General features: G+C 45.3%; 19 protein-coding genes and 1 pseudogene. All 20 read left to right on the top strand.

Annotated elements, in window-relative coordinates:
• The first annotated feature begins 7 nt into the window (after positions 1-7).
• Positions 8-763, top strand: coding sequence for an electron transfer flavoprotein beta subunit/FixA family protein (locus VXK47_RS04640; RefSeq protein ID WP_435547604.1), 756 nt, complete (start codon positions 8-10; stop codon positions 761-763).
• The gene (locus VXK47_RS04635) at positions 760-1,650 is read left to right on the top strand and encodes an electron transfer flavoprotein subunit alpha/FixB family protein (protein ID WP_435547603.1); all 891 of its coding nucleotides are present in this window, start codon (positions 760-762) and stop codon (positions 1,648-1,650) included. The genes VXK47_RS04640 and VXK47_RS04635 overlap by 4 nt, the downstream gene beginning before the upstream one ends.
• Positions 1,651-3,636, top strand: a complete 1,986-nt coding sequence (locus VXK47_RS04630) for a heterodisulfide reductase-related iron-sulfur binding cluster (protein WP_435547602.1) — start codon at positions 1,651-1,653, stop codon at positions 3,634-3,636.
• Positions 3,637-3,751: 115 nt separating this feature from the next.
• Complete coding sequence (elbB, locus tag VXK47_RS04625; protein ID WP_435547601.1) at positions 3,752-4,408, top strand: isoprenoid biosynthesis glyoxalase ElbB; 657 nt, start codon at positions 3,752-3,754, stop codon at positions 4,406-4,408.
• Positions 4,409-4,539: 131 nt separating this feature from the next.
• A complete protein-coding gene (locus tag VXK47_RS04620; protein ID WP_435547600.1) occupies positions 4,540-4,716 on the top strand; it encodes a benzylsuccinate synthase gamma subunit family protein in 177 nt (58 codons plus the stop codon).
• A 230-nt stretch (positions 4,717-4,946) separates the two neighbouring features.
• A complete protein-coding gene (locus tag VXK47_RS04615) occupies positions 4,947-7,433 on the top strand; it encodes a pyruvate formate lyase family protein (RefSeq protein ID WP_435547599.1) in 2,487 nt (828 codons plus the stop codon).
• 111 nt (positions 7,434-7,544) lie between these two features.
• Positions 7,545-7,766, top strand: a complete 222-nt coding sequence (locus VXK47_RS04610) for a hypothetical protein (RefSeq protein WP_435547598.1) — start codon at positions 7,545-7,547, stop codon at positions 7,764-7,766.
• A 61-nt stretch (positions 7,767-7,827) separates the two neighbouring features.
• Complete coding sequence (locus VXK47_RS04605; protein ID WP_435547597.1) at positions 7,828-8,844, top strand: glycyl-radical enzyme activating protein; 1,017 nt, start codon at positions 7,828-7,830, stop codon at positions 8,842-8,844.
• Positions 8,845-8,894: 50 nt separating this feature from the next.
• The gene (locus tag VXK47_RS04600; RefSeq protein WP_435547596.1) at positions 8,895-9,782 is read left to right on the top strand and encodes an AAA family ATPase; all 888 of its coding nucleotides are present in this window, start codon (positions 8,895-8,897) and stop codon (positions 9,780-9,782) included.
• Entirely contained in the window at positions 9,779-11,527 is a 1,749-nt protein-coding gene (locus VXK47_RS04595) for a vWA domain-containing protein (RefSeq protein ID WP_435547595.1), read from the top strand. Before VXK47_RS04600 ends, VXK47_RS04595 begins: the two co-directional genes overlap by 4 nt.
• 99 nt (positions 11,528-11,626) lie before the next feature.
• A complete protein-coding gene (buk, locus tag VXK47_RS04590) occupies positions 11,627-12,691 on the top strand; it encodes a butyrate kinase (protein WP_435547594.1) in 1,065 nt (354 codons plus the stop codon).
• Complete coding sequence (locus VXK47_RS04585; RefSeq protein WP_435547593.1) at positions 12,684-13,592, top strand: phosphate acyltransferase; 909 nt, start codon at positions 12,684-12,686, stop codon at positions 13,590-13,592. Before buk ends, VXK47_RS04585 begins: the two co-directional genes overlap by 8 nt.
• Positions 13,593-13,854: 262 nt before the next feature.
• On the top strand, positions 13,855-14,421 hold the full coding sequence (locus VXK47_RS04580; protein ID WP_435547592.1) for a DUF4125 family protein: 567 nt from the start codon (positions 13,855-13,857) through the stop codon (positions 14,419-14,421).
• Positions 14,396-15,004 carry a YgiT-type zinc finger protein gene (locus VXK47_RS04575; protein WP_435547591.1) on the top strand — a complete coding sequence of 203 codons (609 nt, stop codon included), beginning with the start codon at positions 14,396-14,398 and terminating at the stop codon, positions 15,002-15,004. Before VXK47_RS04580 ends, VXK47_RS04575 begins: the two co-directional genes overlap by 26 nt.
• A 108-nt stretch (positions 15,005-15,112) precedes the next feature.
• Positions 15,113-15,979: a DUF4037 domain-containing protein gene (locus VXK47_RS04570; RefSeq protein WP_435547590.1), complete on the top strand. Its 867-nt coding sequence runs from the start codon at positions 15,113-15,115 to the stop codon at positions 15,977-15,979.
• A 35-nt stretch (positions 15,980-16,014) separates the two neighbouring features.
• Complete coding sequence (locus VXK47_RS04565) at positions 16,015-16,944, top strand: NAD-dependent epimerase/dehydratase family protein (protein ID WP_435547589.1); 930 nt, start codon at positions 16,015-16,017, stop codon at positions 16,942-16,944.
• A 188-nt stretch (positions 16,945-17,132) separates the two neighbouring features.
• Positions 17,133-18,695: a class I adenylate-forming enzyme family protein gene (locus tag VXK47_RS04560; protein WP_435547588.1), complete on the top strand. Its 1,563-nt coding sequence runs from the start codon at positions 17,133-17,135 to the stop codon at positions 18,693-18,695.
• Positions 18,696-19,034: 339 nt separating this feature from the next.
• Entirely contained in the window at positions 19,035-19,487 is a 453-nt protein-coding gene (locus tag VXK47_RS04555) for a hypothetical protein (RefSeq protein WP_435547587.1), read from the top strand.
• Positions 19,412-19,801, top strand: a complete 390-nt coding sequence (locus VXK47_RS04550) for a group II intron maturase-specific domain-containing protein (RefSeq protein WP_435547586.1) — start codon at positions 19,412-19,414, stop codon at positions 19,799-19,801. Before VXK47_RS04555 ends, VXK47_RS04550 begins: the two co-directional genes overlap by 76 nt.
• A 62-nt stretch (positions 19,802-19,863) precedes the next feature.
• Positions 19,864-20,036, top strand: a pseudogene (locus tag VXK47_RS04545) (DDE-type integrase/transposase/recombinase); the annotation flags it as partial.

Here is a 20,036-nt window from a genome sequence, read left to right as displayed (position 1 = left end):
GTGACGCATGCATATTGTTGTATTGGCAAAGGTTGTGCCTGATTATGAAGTGCCTTCCAGCGATTTTGAGCTTGTGGGCGGAAGAGCTCATGAGAGGTACACCAGAATGATCGGGCTGTACGATGAGAACGCTATTGAGTTGGGCGTACAGATGAAAGAAAAAATCGGCGCTGCACTTACACTTGTTTCCTACGGAACGGCAGATGATATTCCTGTTTTGAGGAAAGGGATTGCCATGGGTGCTGAGCAATTAATAATCGTTTTGGGAAATTCAAACGATCCCTTTATAATTGCGTCAAATCTGAGATTGGCGATTGAAAAATTAGGCGATGTGGACCTGGTATTGTCAGGTCGGCAGTCCGCAGATATGGATCGGGGTGTTGTTCACAGTATTTTGGCCGAAATGCTGAACCTGCCGTTTATACCTCAAGTGAGCGATGTAAAAGTTGAAAACGGAGTATATAAGCTGAATCAGATTGTCGAAACCGGCAGTCGAACTCTCCAGATATCAGGAAAATCCGTTCTGTCTATAACAAGCGTTCCTGAAAATGTTCCGCGTATTCCCGCGGTTCGTGCCATTTTTGCGGCCAAGAAGAAATCTGTGGAAAAGATTGAGGAAATTAACGCTGTTGCTATGGGTGTTGAAGAAATTTCCATGGAAATACCCCAAATAGAGTCCGTTTGTGAACTTTTGCCAATTGAGGACATGGATGATACCGTAAGTTTGTTGCTCCAGAAGCTCAGGGAGGGAAGGTACTTATGAAAACTCTGATCGTTGAAGTTATCGATCCTGCAAAACTTGCTGAATTAGTAACGGTCAGCAAGAAATTTTGTGGCCAGCCTGATGTCGTCGGCATTGGGAAAGGAGAAATTCCCGGTTCCTACGGAAAAGCTTACCAAACGGAAGAAACCATAGGCGCAAATCTTTTGCCGGCACTGGCTGAACTTGTGAAGAAGTGTGGTTACGAGGTTATCCTGTTTAGTGCGACAACCACCGGGTCGTCATTGGCCGGTCCATTGGCCGCGCGTTTGCAGGCGGCAATCATTTCTGAAGTGATCGCAGTAGATTCGGATACGGAAGTGTCATGCCCCATATACGGCGGTAAGGTTGTCGCAAAATACAAGTTGAATGCGAAGCCTGCAATTCTTACCATACGGCGGAAGTATTTTGAAAAAGCCGAACTGGAAGGTGCCACGCCATCTGAAGCTCTGGAAAAGGTGCAAACACTGGTATCTCTTTTGGCTGAACACGAAGACAAAGCTGAGGGCGTTCCTCTGGAAGATGCCGACATTATCGTATCCGGCGGCAGGGGTATCGGGTCTAAAGATAGCTTCGCCATGCTTCAAGATTTAGCAACTCTGTTTAAAGAGGGCGCTGTTGGTGCCTCAAGGGGCGCTGTGGATGACGGATGGGCTCAGCCTTCCATGCAGATAGGTCAGACCGGGAAAATCGTGGCGCCAAGCATCTATCTTGCCATAGGCTTATCGGGTGCAAGTCAGCATCTCGCAGGTATTGCAAATGCCAAGTGTGTAGTTGCCATTAATAAGGACGAAGAGGCCAACATCTTTAACAGGGCTAGGTTTGGAATCGTGATGGATTACAAAAAAGTGGTGCCCGCTCTGATTGAAGCACTGAAGGAGGAAGCATAAATGGGGCGGGTTCCATATTGGAACATAAATTATGGAATTGTGGTCGATTTACTGGCGGTTCCTTTGCTATTTATCTTCCTCTATGGATTGTATGGTCACTGGAAACGGATTAAACAAGGTCTGGCTAAAACTAGTTTGCGAAGTTTTAGTTTGCCAAGTTCCTCCCTGAAGATAGGTTCCGTCTATATCTGCTCCCTTTTCACCAAAGGGATACTCGGCTCCCGTATTTACAAAAAACTGTTCACCGGCATTGCTCACGGTTTCTTGTTCTGGGGAATGCTGCTCCTGTCGATCGGGTCTGCCCTTGTGTTCACGAATGTTCTGTTCGGTCTTCCGGTCTTTAAGGGTGCATTTAACCGGTGGTTCATGTCATTTGCGCTTGACGCCGCCGGGTTAGCGGCATTATCAGGCACTCTTTTCCTGTTAATTCGCAGACTGGCGTTTCCCCCTGAGAGATTGGTTGTCGCAAAAGCGCGCTCAGGGTTCATCCTCATGGAAACAGTTATTGCAGTAATTATTTTGACTGGTTTTTTGCTTGAGGCGCTGAGGATCTCTCACAACGGATTTGAGGAAGGCGCCTTTGTGGGGAATTGGACTGCAGGCTTTCTATGCGGCAGGGGAGACAAGCTTTTCCTTCACCAAATCATTTGGTGGGGGCATGGGCTTATCGCTTTGGCTTTCATCTCTTATATTCCTTACTCTCCCCTTATCCATCTGGTTTTGGCGCCTATCAACACCGGTCTCGCCATTCCTGTGCCAGGGCCTAAAATGGGGGTACTTGACTTCGATGCCTTTGAAGCCGAGGAAGCCGAGGAAGCCGAGGATCTGCCAGGTCTTGGGGTCTGCAAACTTGCTGACTTCAGCCGCAAGAGATTGCTTGATTTTTCTACCTGTTTATGGTGTGGGAGATGCCATGAGGTATGCCCTGCGGCCCAGACAGGCAAGAGTCTTTCTCCCAAAATGGTCATCGTCACACTTTCAGAATACATGAACGAAGACAGATTTCAGGATGATTCCCTTCTTGAAGAAATATCCGGGAATGCGATTTATAGCTGTACAACCTGTGCAGCCTGCATGGAGGTCTGTCCTGTTTCAGTAAATCAGCCGAAGGCCATTATGAGAATGCGGCAGCACCTGCTTATGGAGCGGTCGGAAATACCTGAAACCATGGGGCAAGCACATAAAAGCCTTGAGGCGAGGCAGCATCCGTTTTTCGGGACAGGCTCCGGTCCCAATGACTGGCGCAAAGGCATGAATGTTCCCATTTTCAAAAAAGAAATAACCGAATATCTGCTCTGGATTGGATGTGCTGCGGTTTATGAGGAAAGGACACAGAAAGTTGCACGGTCGATGGTTAATATACTTCAGAAGGCGCGGGTTTCATTCGGAATTTTGGAAGAGAGCCGATGTACGGGCGATCCCGCCAAACAGATGGGCAATGAGTTTCTTTTTACTGAGATTGCTCGGGAAAATATAGCAGAATTCCATTCTCTTGGTGTAAAGAAAATTATTACCATCTGTCCCCATTGTTACAACAGTTTCACACGACACTATCCCCCTCTCGGCGGGTTTTTCACGGTCATTCCCCATCCCGTATTCATAAACAAAATCATAGCGTCGGGCGAACTTTCGCTTAGAAGTGAAAAACAGACTATTTGTTACCATGATCCCTGTTATTTGGGAAGACGCAATGGTATTTTTTCGGAACCTCGCAGCATTATTTCGTCGTTAGGACGATTGGTGGAAATGCCAAGAAATCGTAAACAGAGCTTTTGCTGTGGTGGAGGAGGAGGCAATTACTGGGCCGAGGAAGAAGGTTCAAGAATCAACCAGGCAAGGGCTAAAGAAGCTGTGGACACAGGGGCCGTCAAGATCGCCACTGCCTGCCCGTTTTGCCTTCTTATGATGACAGATGGGCTGAAGAAGTATACAGAAGAAATGAAGGTCTTTGATATCGCAGAGATAGTGAGTATTGCTTGCAACTAAACATTGGGATGGAGACAAAACAATTATCTTGTATTAAAACCGTATAGCGCAAACTCGAAGTCGGCATAAGCAAGAAAGTTGTTTCAAACGCATTCATAAATAGAGGAGGATAGATATGGCGAAAAAAATAGGGGTGTTGCTGTCCGGTTGCGGAGTTTTTGACGGTTCAGAGATACATGAGGCGGTTCTGACAATGCTTTTCCTCGATCAGGCGAGGGCCGAAATTATATGTATGGCTCCCGACATTCCTCAAGTCCATGTTATTGATCACATTACCCAAAAAGAAATGAATGAATCGAGGAATGTATTGGTAGAATCCGCCAGAATAGCGCGAGGAGAGATAAAAAAACTAAGCGATGTACAGGTAGATGATTTAGACGGGTTGATTATACCTGGCGGGTTCGGCTCGGCAAAAAACCTGAGTGATTTTGCTTTTAAAGGACCCGGTGGAGAGGTCAATCCTGATGTTAAACGTTTGATTGATGATATGGTTACGGCAAACAAACCCATCGGTGCCCTTTGCATCGCGCCCGCCACTGTTGCTATGGCTTTGAAAGACAAGTCCCCTGTGCTGACAATCGGCAGCGATGAGCAGACAATCGACGCTTTGCAGGCTCTCGGAGTCAAACATACGGTCTGTGCTGTTGATGAAATTGCAGTTGATAACAACAATAAGATCGTATCAACGCCTGCGTACATGTTGGGTCCCGACATAAGCCATGTGGCAATTGGTATAGAAAAGCTTGTAAAACAAGTTTTGTCCATGGTCTAACTTAAATTAAAAACAAATAAATCTCAGAACAAAATGCTTGATAAGGACGCGCAAGAAGTTATGTTTTTTTATTTATACCCTGATGGGCGCGCTTCTCAGCATAAACGATGGCAAGATTTCAGGAGGAGAAAATGGCTGAATGTAAAGAGTGTCGTTTCTTTTTTGCTGTTCCGGAACACGCGGATGATTTTAAACCCGGCAAAGGCGATTGTGTTAATGAAAGGAGGGATGAGAGGGGGAAATATTGGCTTTCCAAACCTGTTTTTGAAAATAGCGAGACCTGTGAAAGCTTTGTTAAGAAAGTGTGAGATTAATTATTTATTAAATATTACTTGACAATAGTATTAATAATCTTATTCTTAATAGTAATAATTCCTATTTTATATTTGTCCAATATAAAAGGGTTTTGATTCGCCGGGACTATTTTAGAAGAGAATTTTCAGCGTACTGAAGTTTTTTGTCCTAAATCGTTTCTGCGTGAATATCCACTTTACTCAACAGAGAAGCTTTAAAAGTTTCCTATTGGAAGGAGGTAAAAATGCAAAAAAATGTTGCCTTAAATATTTGTGAAGAGACTCCGGGAAGCACTGGAAGGGTCCAGTTTTTGTATGATCGATGCCGGTGGAAACATGTCGCGGGTGGCATGTATATGAGGCCGGAGGTGAAGGTAGGGATCGCGCGGGCACGTCTTTTGACTGAAGCGTATAAGGAAACAAGGGGTGAAAGTGAAATGATCCGAAGGGCCAAAGGATTGGATCATATCCTCGAAAATTATCCTATCTTCATTAACGATGATGAACTTATTGTAGGGGATGCAGGTGAAAATCCGGATACCTTGGCTATTTTTCCTGAGATGGGTTTTTTCCCCACAATCGATATAGTTGAGGACCCTGAGCTTATGAATGACGACATCCGGGATGAGGCGCGAGATATCGCTGAATGGTGGAAGCCTATGGGGCTACAGGACAAGTGTATGCCGTATTATGATCCGCACGAAATAGATATATCCACTCCATGGACAATTGTAGATGTGCCTCCTTTTGTTGCCAACTACATGAGTGTGTGTCCCGCGTATATGTCGGTGCTGGAAGACGGCCTATTGGGCAGGATAAAAACCTGCGAAGAAAATATAGCAAAAGCCTTTGTAAAACTGCGGGCATACCCTTGGAACGGGCCCGAGAATATGCCTCTTATGGATAAAATCGATGTCTGGCGTTCCATGATTGTGGCGGACAAAGCGGTTATCAAGTGGGCAAGAAGGTATAGTCGGCTGGCCAAGATTATCGCCGAGAATTTCGACTTGAGTGACAGCGTGCTGGGTGCCGAGAAGAGGAAGAATGAGCTTCTGGAGATATCCGATATCTGCCAGCGAATGCCGGCCGAACCTGCAAAGGGCTTTAAGGATGCCATGCAGAGCAAATGGTTCGTTTATCTTGTCTGCCACTCCCTGGAGCGTTATTCATCCGGTTATGCTCACCTGGAAGACAGACTGATGTGGCCTTATTACAAGGCGAGCGTAATTGACAGTACCGCTCAGCCGATGACCAGGGAAGACGCCATTGAGCTGATTGAATGTGAAAGGTTGAAAGTTGGTGAGCGGGGCGTTGCCAAGGGGAGAGCTCATCGCGAGGGGCAACCCGGGGCCAACGATCTGCATATCATTACCCTTGGAGGTCTTGACGAACATGGAAATGACGCTTGCAATGATTTAACCGATGCCATATTGGAGGCATCTTTAAGCGTCCGTACTCCGGAGCCATCTCTTGGTTTCAGATACAGCCCGAAGATCAATGAAAAAACAAGGCGCCTGGTTTTTGAAAATATCGCTCAGGGCTTTGGTTTTCCATCAATCAAGCATGAGGAGAAAAACACGCGTCAGATGATCGAGCATTATAAGGTTCCGCCGGACGAAGCTGCCCACTGGGCTTTGGTGTTGTGTATGGCCCCAGGGGTCGGCAAACGTCGGGGCCTCCAGAAGACCAGGACTGAGGGCGGGGGGTTAATCTGGATCGACAAATGCTGCGAGTTAGCTTTTTACGATGGTTTTGATTATTCATTTGCCAACATACAAACAGGACCCAAGACCGGGGATGCAACCAAATTTAAGACCTTTGAAGAGCTCTTTGCTGCATTTGAAAAACAGGTCGAATTTGCCACAGCGTTGCACTATCGGCATAAGGATGTAACCCGGCGGGCAGAGATCAAGTTTATTGAGTCTCCTTTTGTGGCATCCCTGGACGATGCCTGCATGGACGATGGCGTTGGTGCTTTTGTGGATAAGACCTATCCGAATCCCTGGAACAATACTCCTGGAGAGCAGGCTGCCGCCGATTCGCTTGCAGCAGTCAAAAAGCTGGTATTTGACGACAAGAAATACACGATGGAAGATGTGGTAAACGCCATGAAAGCCGATTTCAAGGGATATGAAGAGATGCGCAAGGATATGCTGGCGGCGCCCAAGTGGGGCAATGACGATCCCTATGTTGATGAAATTGGAGGGCGCGTGTTCACTATGGTAGCAGACAAATTGCTGGAACAGACAACCTACAGCGGGATGCATCCGCTCGGCAATCCCCAGACAGTCTCTACCTTTGCCACCAGGGCGCCCCGCGTAGGCGCATTGCCGTTTGGAAGATCTCATGGCGAGGTATTGCACGACGGCGGCAGTTCGCCTTATGTTGGTCTTGACAAGAAAGGTCCTACTGCAGTCTTAAAGTCAGTGGCGCACATACCGTTTGACCGGTATAAAGGGGTTCAGTTCAACCAGAGGCTTCCTGTTTCCGTTATGAGGGGAGACAAGGGTTTTCAGATATGGACGGCCTATATGAAGGCATGGCATGATTTAAACATTGATCATGTTCAGTTTAATGTGGTTGATACGAAGGATATGATCGAGGCTCAGAAAGAACCGGAAAAATGGCAATCTCTGATTGTGAGGATAGCGGGCTATAGTGCAAGATTTGTCAGCCTGCCCAAGAATGCCCAGGATGCGATTATAGCGCGAACTGAGCAGCCGTTAAGTTAAAATTCAGGTTTTCGGGTCGATATTGCCCTTCCCCTTTTATGCGAGGGGGAGGGGTAATTCAATTTTGGAGATGATTAAGACAGTTTTTCATTTAGCCAGGGAGGTTTTATTATGGCGGACACCTGTAGAAAATGCCGGTGGTCGAGAGTTGATACTGGAAATCCCATGAAAGGCGTCTGTTTTTTCGGAAGACGTGATGGATCCGCTGGCGAGTCGGCATCCGGTGTTTCATCAACGATCATTAAGGGTAAACTTGTAAATTTGAGCGATAAAGCATGTGAAAACTTTGAGCCAAAGCCTTCACATGCGCAACAGATCAGAGAGGGAATATAGGAGCTGAAAACCTTAAAGATTTTATCTGGTCGGAAATTGACCCGAAAGGAGTGGAAAACAATTGCCTCACCAAACCGCTATGGACAAGGAAGAGAGCTTCCTTGTAACCAATATTCAGAGGTTTTCATTGAATGATGGGCCCGGCATCAGGACAACTATTTTTTTAAAAGGTTGTTTGTTGAATTGCGCATGGTGCCACAATCCCGAATGTATCAATTTCCAGGAAGAACTTTTCCATCATGCTGACAAATGTGTGAGATGCGGTACATGTGTTGCCGCATGTCCTGAAAAAGCAATTGCTCCGCCCGGCAAGAGGACGGAAAAATGTACAGAGGATTTGCGTGACGTCAAACCCCCAATAATAGATAGGTCCAAATGCACCCTTTGTATGAAATGCGTGGATGTTTGTCCTCAGAACGCCATAACAAGAGTAAGCAGCGTAATGACGTTGGATGAGGCTTTTAGCGAAATAAAAAGCGATGATGTGTTTTACCGATCTTCGGGAGGGGGGATGACGCTTTCGGGAGGTGAGCCTCTTTTGCATCCCAAGACGGCCCTCGCTTTACTGAGGCTGGCAAAAGAGAATTCCATTCACACGGCAGTGGATACATCCGGGTTTCTTGACTGGGAACTTTTTGAAAGAGTTCTTCCGTATGTGGATCTTTTTCTTTTTGACATCAAGGTCATGGATGAAAAAAAACATTTAAAATGGACGGGTAAATCCAACAGGTTGATTTTTGAAAACGCAAAAAAACTTGCGAAGAACAGAGCGAATATAAGGCTCAGGCTTCCCGTTGTGCATGACGTGAACTTTTATGCGCCTGAATATGCCGAACAGGTTCTGAAGTTTGCAGAGGAACTCGGAGGCGCTGTTTCCGGTATTGATGTGCTGCCATATCATAATTTTGCTGAAAAGAAATATGATCAGTTGGGACGAAATTATTTCTTTAAGGGGTTCCCCAATTTGAATGAAGAAGATGTTGCGGAATATGGGGAGATATTGAGAGGAAAGGGGAATGCGCCATGGGAAGTGACCATAGGCGGCATACAAAAGGCGGATAATGCCAAGGATAGCTAAACATTCCATTATCTGAGGAAAACCTATGATGACAAAGATTCTTGAATTAAATGCCTGAGAGTTCTAAAACAAATATCATTGTGCCTGAAGAAGATCCCTATTTCTATGCAACAAGAAATATGGCTGACATGCTGGAAAAAATACATGCCATATCAAAGGAACAGCCGGTGAATGTTCTGGTTTCCGGTAGACAAGGGTGCGGAAAATCTTCCCTTGTAAGACAGTATGCCGCCATCTACGGGAATCCTCTTTCCGTTTTTCAGGTAGGCATACTCTCCGAACCCGGTCAGCTTTTCGGAGAATATGCGTTGGAGTCCGGAGAGACGAAATACAAACAGTTTGTCTTTCCTGAAGCCATTCAGACGCCTGACTGTGTGGTTCACCTGGAAGAAATCAACCGGCCTGAACATCCCAAAGCCTTAAACATGCTTTTTTCCCTGTTGTCGGATGATCGCGAGGTATGGATAGAAGAATTGGGGCTGTTAAAGGTAGCGAAAGGTGTTGTTTTTTTTGCCACCCTTAACGAGGGTGAAGAGTTTGTGGGAACAGAACTTCTGGATGCCGCTCTTAGGGATCGCTTTTACTTACTTTTGATGGATTATCTGCCTAATGAAGTGGAAAAGGAGGTGCTGAAGAAAAAAACCGGTATTACTTCCGAACAGGCTGACGACATTATCGCTGCGGTAAATTTCCTCAGAAGCAGCGGGGAGTTTGGGATGGATATCTCGACGCGAACGACCCTCATGATTGCAAAAATGATGGCTGTTGGCGCAAGTTTGAGCCAAGCCTTGTCCGTCAGCCTTCAGATGGGTAAAAAGGAACTCGAATCAGTTCTGCTTTCTCTTCATCTCGAAAAGGGTTATACAGAGCAAAGCAATATGGAATTTATCCTTTTAACAAAAGATTTTTTATCGAAAGAAGGGTTCGGGATACCATGATCGCCCGGAGAAGCATCAAATGGCGGGGGCAGGCCATTGAATGTTTTGCGGCGCAGAAAGCAGAGGGATACTCGGAATATTGGCGAAGGGACAAGTCACCGGTTGAGCTTCTTGAGCTTTCGAAACTTCTTTTCTCGATCAGAAGAATTGTTTCTTACGTGGGAAGAAATACGGGGGAGGTTGTTTGGGAGGGAATGGAATGTCGTGACGGCATTTCTCTTGATCCATCGCTTGTTATGGGGTCCTACCCGGTCTCCGCTGCAAAGACGGATGTCATTATTGGAATAGCCGTGGAGAAAGCTTATCAAAAGACCGAGTGGAGCGAGCGTTTAAAAAAACTTGCGTTGGAAAAGATGTGTTTGTCTAATATGAATGCCTACAGATTTTCTCTCTTTTTCGATATTGCTGAAAAAATCTATGCGGATATTCTTTCTAATAGAAACGTATTGGGTCTTTATACTAAGAAAGCCAGGGAATTTCAAATTAATGAAACGGTTAAGCGGCTTCCTTCCTCACCTACGGTGACTGAACTGCTTCATCTTTGGTGGAAAATGGCATTTGACGGAACGGAGACCGGTTTAGAAAAAAGGGATGCAGACGTATCGGGTGAAGGGTTGTTGGACAGAACGCGTATAAAGAACTTCTACAAAGGGCCATGGGCTGTCCTGAATTCCATTATGGATGCCTTGACTTATGAATGTCCGGAAATATCCGGCGTCAGGGAACGCTGTACATTTCGGTTAGAGCTCTATGCTTCCATATGGCCGAAATTATTCGACTGTATAAATTTCTGGTTTCGGGAAACCTTTAACCCCCGGCTTTTCTTTTCAAACATTGAAGGTAAGGGCATGGGAGGCAAGGAAAAAGACACTTCAACAGGAGCTATTCCCGGCCTTGGCAAAAGAATCGAGGATGTGGTTAAGGGGGAAAAAACAGATTTCACCGCTGATGTTAAATCTATTGTATCAAATGTCGATAAAGTGGTTTGCGTTAAACGCGGCAATGCCCTTGTTTGGGCAAAGAATAAAGTCGACAGGGTGTTGTTCCATAAGCTTTGTGTGTCTCTCCGTTCCATTGCCCATCGAAAGAGCACCTACAACAGGGGACTCCGTTCAGGGAAACTGGACCATAGAAGATTATTCAGGGCGTCAACAACCGGGACAGTCTTCAACCTGAAAAGAAACTATTTCGAATTCGTGCATGATGTTGTTCTTCTCGTTGACTGTTCGGGATCCATGTCCGCCAAATGGGAACAGCACGAAGTCGCCTATCAAACGCTTTTTGCAGCCATTAAAACCTATAATGGAAATGCCCGAATTTTTGGCTATAATGGGATTCGAAACATTTGCAGCATTTCGGAACTTTTTTTAGATGGACGGTTTCTTGCGATCACACCGGAGGGAAAAACCGCATCCGGGGAAGCCATTATTGCAGCGGCGTTAAGCTTGAAAAGAGGAAGAAAGGTCCCCCTCATGATTCATATTACCGACGGAGCATCAAACTGGGGATGCGGCGTGAGCGACGCCGTTGAATTTTGTAGGAAAAAGAAAATACATCTCCTGACGTTGGGGATTGGTTGTGACCAAAAAAGTAAATTGGCGCTGAGAGAGGAATACGGGAATCTTATCTGTTTTGTTGATAATATGAAAAGTTTGCCTGTCCTTTTGAAGAGACTTCTCAGATCGGGTAAAGGGGTTTATAGCGCAGCCACAAGACAAAACATGATGAATGGCGCTTCCGTATAATATTGAGCGCTGTTTAAGGAAAACATGAAGTTCTGCATCCATTAACAACGTTGGAAAATCGAGTTTTATAATTACAAAGTTTGATATATAGGACCCAGTATGTATACCATTTTAGTAATCAATGTCGGATCAACTTCAACAAAGTTGGGATTATTCAGGAACGAAAACGCCCTGTTTCTAAAAACGGTTAATCACAACAGTTCAGAGTTGGCTTCTTTTCGAACATTTATCGAACAGTCCACCTTTCGTAACAGGATAATAGAAGATGTTCTACGGCAAAAAGAAGTCAAGTTGGAAGACGTCGACCTCATTGTCAGCCGGGGAGGTGGAACAAAGCCGATTGATAGCGGGATATACCGCATCAATCAATTAATGTGTGACGATCTGCTTTCGGGTAAATATGAACGGCATCCGGCCAACTTAGGCCCGGTAATATCTTTTTCCTTAAGCAGAAAGATTGATGTCCCAGCTATCATTATTGATTCCCCATCAGCAGACGAATTTGAACCGATGGCCAGGATTTCAGGAATTCCTGAGATCAAGCGTAGAAGCGGATGCCATGTTTTGAGTCAGAAAGCGGCAGCCGGAAAAGCCGCGCGCGATATTGGCAAGCGCTATGGTGATATTAATCTGATCGTAGGGCATTTGGGAGGGGGAATATCCATCGGGGCACATAAGAAGGGAAAGATTATCGATGCCACTCACGGAATTGAAGAAGGCCCCTTTACTCCCGAGAGATCGGGGAGCCTTCCCGTGTTATCTGTTATCGAATTGTGCTTCAGCGGTGATTATAATAAAGATCAGCTCCTCAGGAGACTGGTGGGCGGTGGTGGTTTAACCGCATATCTGGGTACCAATGATGCTATGGTAATAGAGGAAAAGATATCCAAGGAAGCCAAAAACTGCGAAGAAATCTATCGGGCCATGGCATACCAAATATCGAAGGAAATAGGAGCCATGTCTGTGGTTTTAAAGGGTATAGTGGACGTCATTGTACTAACGGGAGGGTTATCCAATTCCCGTCTGCTGACTGAATGGGTCAGAGAAATGGTGGACTTTATCGCTCCGGTTAAGGTCTTTCCCGGAGAGGATGAAATGCAGGCTTTAGCAGACGGTGGATTGAGATTTTTACGAGGGGAAGAAAGAGAGAAAGAATATGATTAGGAATTTTGACGAAATTATCACACTTGCACAGAAGCATCAACCCATCAGGGTGGCGGTTGCGGCAGCCGAAGACTGGTCGGTGCTCAAGGGAATCGAAATGGCCAAAGAGCGGGGCCTGATCGAACCCATTTTTGTGGGGGATAAAGAAAAGATCAGCAGAATCATTGAAGCAGAAAACTTTAATCTAATAGCAGGGACTGATATTGTTCATGTAGAAGATGAAAAACAAGCCTGTTTCAAGGCGATTGAGATAGCCCGGGCAGGAGAGGCCGAAGCAGTTATGAAGGGAAAAGTTGATTCGGGGACGTTTATGGGCATCGCCCTCAATAGAAAAATGGGGATACGGGGGGACAGGCTTGCCAGTTGCGTGGCTTTATTGGAAGATCTTCGGGCAAACCGGATACTATATCTTACTGATCCTGTTTTGAACATCTCTCCCAATCTTATGGAAAAGGCGGAATTAATTAAGAATGCAGTCAAATTTGTAAGGGTTATGGGCATTCCCAAACCAAAAGTGGCGGTTATTTCAGCGGTTGAACTTATCAATCCGAATATGCCGTCTACAATCGATGCCGCCTGTCTTAGTAAAATGGCCGAACGTGGCCAGATAAGCGATGCCATTGTGGATGGTCCGTTTGCTCTTGATACGCTGTTTTCTCATAAGGCGGCTTTACGGAAAAAAATTGAGGGGCCATTGGCTGGGGAAGTTGACGTATTACTGGCGCCGAACATTGAAACCGCCAACGCCATATATAAGATGTGGACGCATTTTGCCGGATATAATGCGATAGGGGTTTCAATAGGGATGGAAGTCCAGCTAATTCATCTTCCCAGGGAATCAGTCCCGGAAGCCAAATTGGTTGGAATAGCGGCAACTGTTTTAATATTACGAAATAAATAATGTAATTTCAAATGGTTGATGTATCCACTTTTGCCTCGGGAAGAGAGCAGTGAAATCCTCCGTAAAATAGGAAACCTTGAAGATATCCCGGCTCTCTGCTCCCACTGAAAGCCCGCTTGAAACCTTTTTAGGACTTGGAAAAAAATAACTTATCAGTTATTTTGGCTGTTGAGTATTGAGAATAAGGCACTGATCCAAATTAAACCGCCGAGTTAATGATTTCCGCGTCTTTAAGGCGTTTATTTGTTAGGAGTTATTTGTTATGAGTTCGAAACAGGATATCATAGAGACTATCGTCGTTATTGAATGGGAAATGTTTCGGAGTGTCGAAAGCGCTGCCCCTGCGTCATGTCAGAACAGCCCCGAATCGTTTCGAGGAATACGGGCGAGCATTTACGAAGAGTGGCCCGAACCAGCGCTTGAGTCCTACCTCCGCGATCTGATAGAGGCAAGAGAAGAGAAGAGAAATCTCGTGAGCGAGAAGTATGCCAGGATGGACAACCTTTTGCCCCCGTTGAAAGAGAACCCTTTGATTGAGGATATTGTACGTATAGAGGCGGATTGGCAGGAGGAGATCAGGAATAAGTACCCGATGATTTACCAGAGTACGTGCAGAACAACGGACCCTGCGGATGACGGCAGCAATTTTTCCGTTTATCTCAGGTCGGAATTGGAAACCTACGGCGACAAAACCATAGAGCTCTACCATGAACATGTTAAACGGGCAGAAGCGAACCATGACAACCTTTCTCTCAGGATGTTGGAGCGCTTGGTAAAAAAGAGTGGCTACGAGGATCTGGAGGATGCAGAAAAGCAACTACGTGGATGAAAATACGTTTATGTCCGAGGTCGATGACATCCTGACCGTGGCCAGGAATGCGATTTTTTCTAAACGCTATGAGATTTCCGAACATGTGGTGAGGTTCTTTACGGGGGAAGGCGTTAATATTCAGGAAATTGAGGATGCGATCGTCAAAGGAAAGATTATCGAAATCCGCAGCAATCCCTTGCGGGGCAAAAGCTTTCTAAGTGTGGGAGGTTGCGGGGAAAAAGCGATCCATGTGATTTTCACTGAAACAAGGGTCGGCATTTTTCTAATCGTCATGGCCTATTATCCTTCTCCCCTGATATGGAAGGATTCTGAAAATAGACTGCCAAGAGGAGAGAATTCCGTGAACGACGCTCATGAAAAGTGTTTTTTTTGTGGTGAAGAAATAAAGTCTATTACCGTCGGCAATTTTGATTACCGCCTTGAAGGACAGCTTTACGTTATAAAGGATGTGCCGGCCGGATTGTGCGAGGGCTGTGGAGAGAAATATGTTTCGGTGGAAACAGCGGAAAGAATCAGTGCGCTGATCGCTAAAGGAGAGAATGTGGGCAGGGAGGATGTTCTTGTTTTCAAATTCGGATAGCATAATATTGGCCATGATACAAAGGGGCATGCGCAATAAATGCATTGAGGGCGCAATATGAAGGGATTGGAGCTCTGTGAAAAGTTTTTCAGGTCTTGCGGATTAACCATGATCAGGGAAAAATTTCCTTGGTATGAACGTCGGATTGCGGCTGGTCTCGTCGGCGATGGTTCTGAATGCTATGGGTTTGATGATGAAATATCCAGAGACCACGATTGGGGCCCCGGATTTTGCATTTGGCTCGGAAAAAAGGATTATGAGACGATTGGACAGGCGCTTCAAAGAGAATATGACCGACTTCCCGGATTGTTTGAAGGATACGAGCGGAGTACGGTGTATGAACATCGGGTGGGAGTTTTCGAGGTAGGAGATTTTTATGCGGGGTTTATCGGTATTTCCCAGTCCCCTCAAACCCTGGAGGAGTGGTTGTATCTTCCGGAGGATGCTCTTTCCAAATGTACTAACGGGAGTGTATTTACTGATTTTCCGGGGGTGTTTTCAAAAATCAGAAACGATTTGCTTGGGTTTTATCCCGAGGATGTGAGGTTGGCCAAAATTGCTTCGCGATGCATGACCGCCGCTCAATCTGGTCAATATAATTATATGAGATCCATTCACCGAAATGAGTGCTTTGCGGCGCAATATGCTGAAACCAAGTTTTGTTACGATGTTTTGTCTCTGGTGTTTCTTCTGAACAAACGCTATGCCCCGTATTATAAGTGGCGACATCGGGCAGTTGTCGGTCTTCCCATACTAGGCGGGTTTATTCATGGCAGAATCAGCGCTCTTATGGATACCCGGACTTCTCAAGAAAAAACGAAAATTATGGAAGAAATTAGCTCTGCCGTCATTGAAGAATTTCGAAGAGAAGGCCTTTCAGGGTTAAGCAGCGATTTCCTCCTGGATCATGGTCCTGTCATTCACGATCAGATAACGGATGATAGGTTGAGAAAACGTGATGTTTGGCTATGTTAGGTAAGGTTGTTCCCTTGGAAAACGAGTTATCGAAAATGAAAAATGTTTTAATTTTGGGTGGTAGTTATTTTGCGGGAAGGGTTTTTGTTGAGGAGCTTTTAAAGGAAAGAGCTTTTAATATCTTTGTGTTTAATCGCGGTCATGTTCCGCTTAAAATGGCGGGCGTCAGGGAAATTGTCGGCAACAGGCATTATGAAGCACAAATCGTCGATGGGGTTCCGGCGCTGGACTGGCATGCGGTTGTTGATTTTTGCGGGGAAGCCGATGAAGATATTGTAAAGATCCTTGAATATCTTCCTGGTAGAATTTTTCATTATATCTATATCAGCACAACGAGTATATATCAGAACACAAGAATTCTTCCCGTGAGTGAGGACGCGCCCAAGCTCTCAGCGCCCCAGCCTGAATTAGGGGATTATGCAGACTATGCTTTCAATAAATGGCTCTGCGAACTCAGGCTTCAGATTGATTGCCCGAAGCGTGGCATTGCCTATACGTGTCTGCGTCCGGCAATTATATACGGTCCCTATAACTATGCTCCGAGAGAAACATACTTCTTTGACCTTATATACCACAGCAAGCCGGTCATTATACCCCGGAATGATCTCCCCCTTTTCAACTTTGTGTATGTGGTGGATCTGTCGAAAGTAATTCAGAAATGTCTCGGAAATCACGCTGTTTTTGATCAAGCTTTTAATGTTTGTTCGGAGCAGCTTATATCCTATCAAAGATTAATGGAGGTTTTTGAAGAAGTTTGTTCAAAGAAAATCAGCATAGAGATGTTGAGCGTGCGGGAGATTGAGAAAAGGCAAATTCCTTTGCCGTTCCCTCTTGATTCACATCTCATCTATTCCGGAACAAAATTGCAGCGTTTGTTGGGGTTTAGTTACACACCTATTGAGAATGGCATGAAATCAACGTACGAATATTATAAGCTGGTTCAAGATGCAAAGAGAGATTCTTAGGGGTAAAAATGAGTCATATCATATTTTATCATCGTATCGTCATTTGCGCTGGCTCCGCTATGGTAAGTCTACTTGAGGTCAGTAACGCCGGAAGTTTCGGGCAAGTTGTGAAGATGGAAAACCGTTAAAAAGATATGAATGTAAAGGGTGCGGGTGAGCACAGAAACAACAAATATAGGTTAAAGGTCATGAAATGGAGTATCGGTAAGATTTCAAGTAAAAGAGCTATTTTCAATCCGGAAAAACCGGCTATAATCTTTGAAGACACCTCTTTTACATATAAACGATTGAACGATGATGTGAATCGTATCAGCCATTTGTTTCAGGAAATGGGTCTCAAAAAAGGAGATCGTATTGCAGTTAATCTTCTGAATTGTCCTGAATTCATTGTCTCATTTTTCGCGGCAGCGAAACTGGGTCTCATTTTTGTTCCCTTGAACTACCGAATGGTATCAAGGGAATTGACACACCAGCTCAACAAATGCAATTGTCGATTACTTCTCTTTCACGATATTGTTGCTAAACACATTGAGACTGTCCGTGATGCCGTGCAAGTGGAAGCCGATAAATTTATCTGCGTGAAAAGCAGTTTGACTGCTGAAAGGCAGGATTGTCCAAGCTGGGCGGTTTCATATCATAAGAGCATCGAAGACCGGCCGACGAATGAACCAACGCCTGATGCTTCGATTGATTTGGATGATCCGTTATGTATATTGTTTACTTCCGGCGTTTCGGGCGAACCAAAGGGTGCGGTGATTTCGCATGGGCAATTCTATTTTAAGAGCTTTCAAATTATAGATTATACGGATATGAGAAAGGACGATATCTTTTTATTCCAATCCCCCCTATGCCATTCCGCAGGTCTTTGCGGAGTCGCCATCCCGTGCTTATGCCGGGGTGCCACTCTCCTTATGAGACTTAATTTTGCCCCGGAGCAGTTTGTCCTGGATATTGAAAAACACAAAGCTACCATACTTTTTGCCCTCACAACAATGTTCCGATTCATACTCAATACCGGGTTGCCGGATCAGGTTGATGTTAGCAGTGTACGTGTTACTATCGGAGGAGGGGAGAAAACACCTCCAAGCCTCATTAAGGAGCTAGAGGAAAAGGGTCTTTTTCTCCAAATGGGTTACGGGCAAACGGAAAATTCGGCAATGATTTTGATGCCAAAAAATGCTATCGGGAAGAAAGAAGGGTCTTGCGGTCTGCCTAATTTCTTCACAGAGGCATGGATTGAAGATCCAGAGGGTGCTAGGCTCCCGACCGGGGAAATTGGAGAAATCGTTGCGAACGGTCCGAACGTCATGAGCGGTTACTGGGAAATGCCGGAAGAAACGGCTGAAACAATTGTCAATGGAAAACTCCATACCGGTGATTTGGGCTACATGGATGAGGATGGTTTTTTTTATTTGGTTGACAGGGCTAAAGATATGTACCGAAGCGGCGGAGAGAATGTATACTCTGTGGAAATCGAAAAAATCCTGGCGGATCATCCAAATATTGAAAACGTGGCTATCATCGGCGTACCTGATGAAAAATGGGGGGAAACGGGAAAGGCATTTATTGTTTGTCATAAAGAGAAGACCATTACCAAAGAAGAGGTGATTGAATTTTTAGATGGAAAAATCGCCAGATTCAAATTTCCCAGCCGAATCGAACTTATGGATTCACTTCCCACAACCCCATGGGGAAAAATAAAAAAATCGGCACTTAGACAATATCATTCTTCCAATAGTAATTCGGGATGAAAGTGAACCATCATTCAAGTGTCGAAACTGAATAGACGACATCAAAACCGGGGATGTTATGTTGCTCTGGGACAAGTCCATCGGAAACCCGTTTACTGGGTGGATGGTGTCCGGCATAGAGATGGCGTGAGCCCGATTCTGGCTTTTATGTGGAACTGCAGGAACCTGTTACTGTGATGTTAAGGGAGAAAGCCAGGAATTGATCCTCAAGGCTCAGAGTACCGATGCACAGTGCAGGGGCGGACTGACCCGTAGTAATAGAAGAGTCTGTAATGGATTTGGAGTGAAGGGGTCGGGCTATCCTGCCAATACATCCGTCAACCTTATAGGGAGGAACGAATGATAAAGGCAAAGCCGTTTGAAATTCCAAAAGAGCTTGTGTGGAAAGCATTTAAGCTTGTAAGAGCAAACGGAGGTGCAGCCGGAGTAGACGGGCAATCTATCATGGCTTTTGAGATTAATCTCGGTAACAATCTGTACCGGATTTGGAATCGCATGTCTTCCGGGAGTTATTTTCCACCCCCGGTAAAGGCAGCAAGTATTCCAAAGAAATCCGGTGGTGAGCGCATATTAGGTGTTCCAACCGTATCTGATCGTGTGGCTCAAATGGTAGTAAAGCTTATGCTTGAACCAAAGATTGAACCGCATTTTCATGAAGATTCCTATGTAAGGATATACACCGGCAGCAGCAATATGAAACCATTCAATTTAATTTTTTGGGGTACACTTTTAGACCCAGAAGGTCTAAAGATCGCTATGGTCGAGTCTTTGTCAATTTTACACCGGGAATAAGCCGGAGTTCTTCAAAGGCAATAAGACAGACGGTCAGAGGATGGCGTTTGCAACTTAAAAGTGAGAAATCCGTTGAAGATCTTGGCAATATGTTTAGGCCTGAGATCAGAGGGTGGATCAATTATTATTGCAAGTTTTATCCATCGGGTTTTAGCGCAGTTGCCAGGCATTTGAATTATGCTCTGGTACGCTGGGCGATGAGGAAATTTAAAAGGTTAAGAGGCCATAAAACCAGGGCTCGGCTCTGGCTTAGCAGAATTGCTAAATGTCAACCGTGGTTGTTTCCACATTGGCAAGCAGGCTTTTTACCGTAGGCTGGGATAGTGGGAGCCCGGTGAGCTGAGAGGTTCACGCCGGGTTCTGAGAGAACCTGGAGGTGAGATTCCTCCGGGTTACTCACCCATATATTCCCATGGCCAAAGGTTTTTGCTATTTGGTGGCAATTATGGACTGGGCAAGCCGAAGGGTGTTGTCGTGGCGTTTATCCAACACGATGGATACTTCATTTTGCGCCGATGCGCTTGAAGAAGCAATAATACGATTCGGTAA

The organism is Desulfobacterium sp. N47 (genome assembly GCF_051233685.1).
Classification (GTDB): Bacteria; Desulfobacterota; Desulfobacteria; order Desulfobacterales; family RPRI01; genus RPRI01.
The sequence above is the reverse complement of the archived record's forward strand: the minus strand, read 5'-3'. Positions and strand labels throughout refer to the sequence as shown.

Coding starts and splice junctions, on each gene's coding strand:
- VXK47_RS04595 (WP_435547595.1), top strand. CDS start 9,779: ATGATCGCCCGGAGAAGCATCAAATGGCGGGGGCAGGCCATTGAATGT.
- buk (WP_435547594.1), top strand. CDS start 11,627: ATGTATACCATTTTAGTAATCAATGTCGGATCAACTTCAACAAAGTTG.
- VXK47_RS04560 (WP_435547588.1), top strand. CDS start 17,133: ATGAAATGGAGTATCGGTAAGATTTCAAGTAAAAGAGCTATTTTCAAT.
- VXK47_RS04635 (WP_435547603.1), top strand. CDS start 760: ATGAAAACTCTGATCGTTGAAGTTATCGATCCTGCAAAACTTGCTGAA.
- VXK47_RS04630 (WP_435547602.1), top strand. CDS start 1,651: ATGGGGCGGGTTCCATATTGGAACATAAATTATGGAATTGTGGTCGAT.
- VXK47_RS04620 (WP_435547600.1), top strand. CDS start 4,540: ATGGCTGAATGTAAAGAGTGTCGTTTCTTTTTTGCTGTTCCGGAACAC.
- VXK47_RS04580 (WP_435547592.1), top strand. CDS start 13,855: ATGAGTTCGAAACAGGATATCATAGAGACTATCGTCGTTATTGAATGG.
- elbB (WP_435547601.1), top strand. CDS start 3,752: ATGGCGAAAAAAATAGGGGTGTTGCTGTCCGGTTGCGGAGTTTTTGAC.
- VXK47_RS04610 (WP_435547598.1), top strand. CDS start 7,545: ATGGCGGACACCTGTAGAAAATGCCGGTGGTCGAGAGTTGATACTGGA.
- VXK47_RS04615 (WP_435547599.1), top strand. CDS start 4,947: ATGCAAAAAAATGTTGCCTTAAATATTTGTGAAGAGACTCCGGGAAGC.
- VXK47_RS04600 (WP_435547596.1), top strand. CDS start 8,895: ATGCCTGAGAGTTCTAAAACAAATATCATTGTGCCTGAAGAAGATCCC.
- VXK47_RS04555 (WP_435547587.1), top strand. CDS start 19,035: ATGATAAAGGCAAAGCCGTTTGAAATTCCAAAAGAGCTTGTGTGGAAA.
- VXK47_RS04565 (WP_435547589.1), top strand. CDS start 16,015: ATGAAAAATGTTTTAATTTTGGGTGGTAGTTATTTTGCGGGAAGGGTT.
- VXK47_RS04640 (WP_435547604.1), top strand. CDS start 8: ATGCATATTGTTGTATTGGCAAAGGTTGTGCCTGATTATGAAGTGCCT.
- VXK47_RS04570 (WP_435547590.1), top strand. CDS start 15,113: ATGATCAGGGAAAAATTTCCTTGGTATGAACGTCGGATTGCGGCTGGT.
- VXK47_RS04575 (WP_435547591.1), top strand. CDS start 14,396: ATGCAGAAAAGCAACTACGTGGATGAAAATACGTTTATGTCCGAGGTC.
- VXK47_RS04585 (WP_435547593.1), top strand. CDS start 12,684: ATGATTAGGAATTTTGACGAAATTATCACACTTGCACAGAAGCATCAA.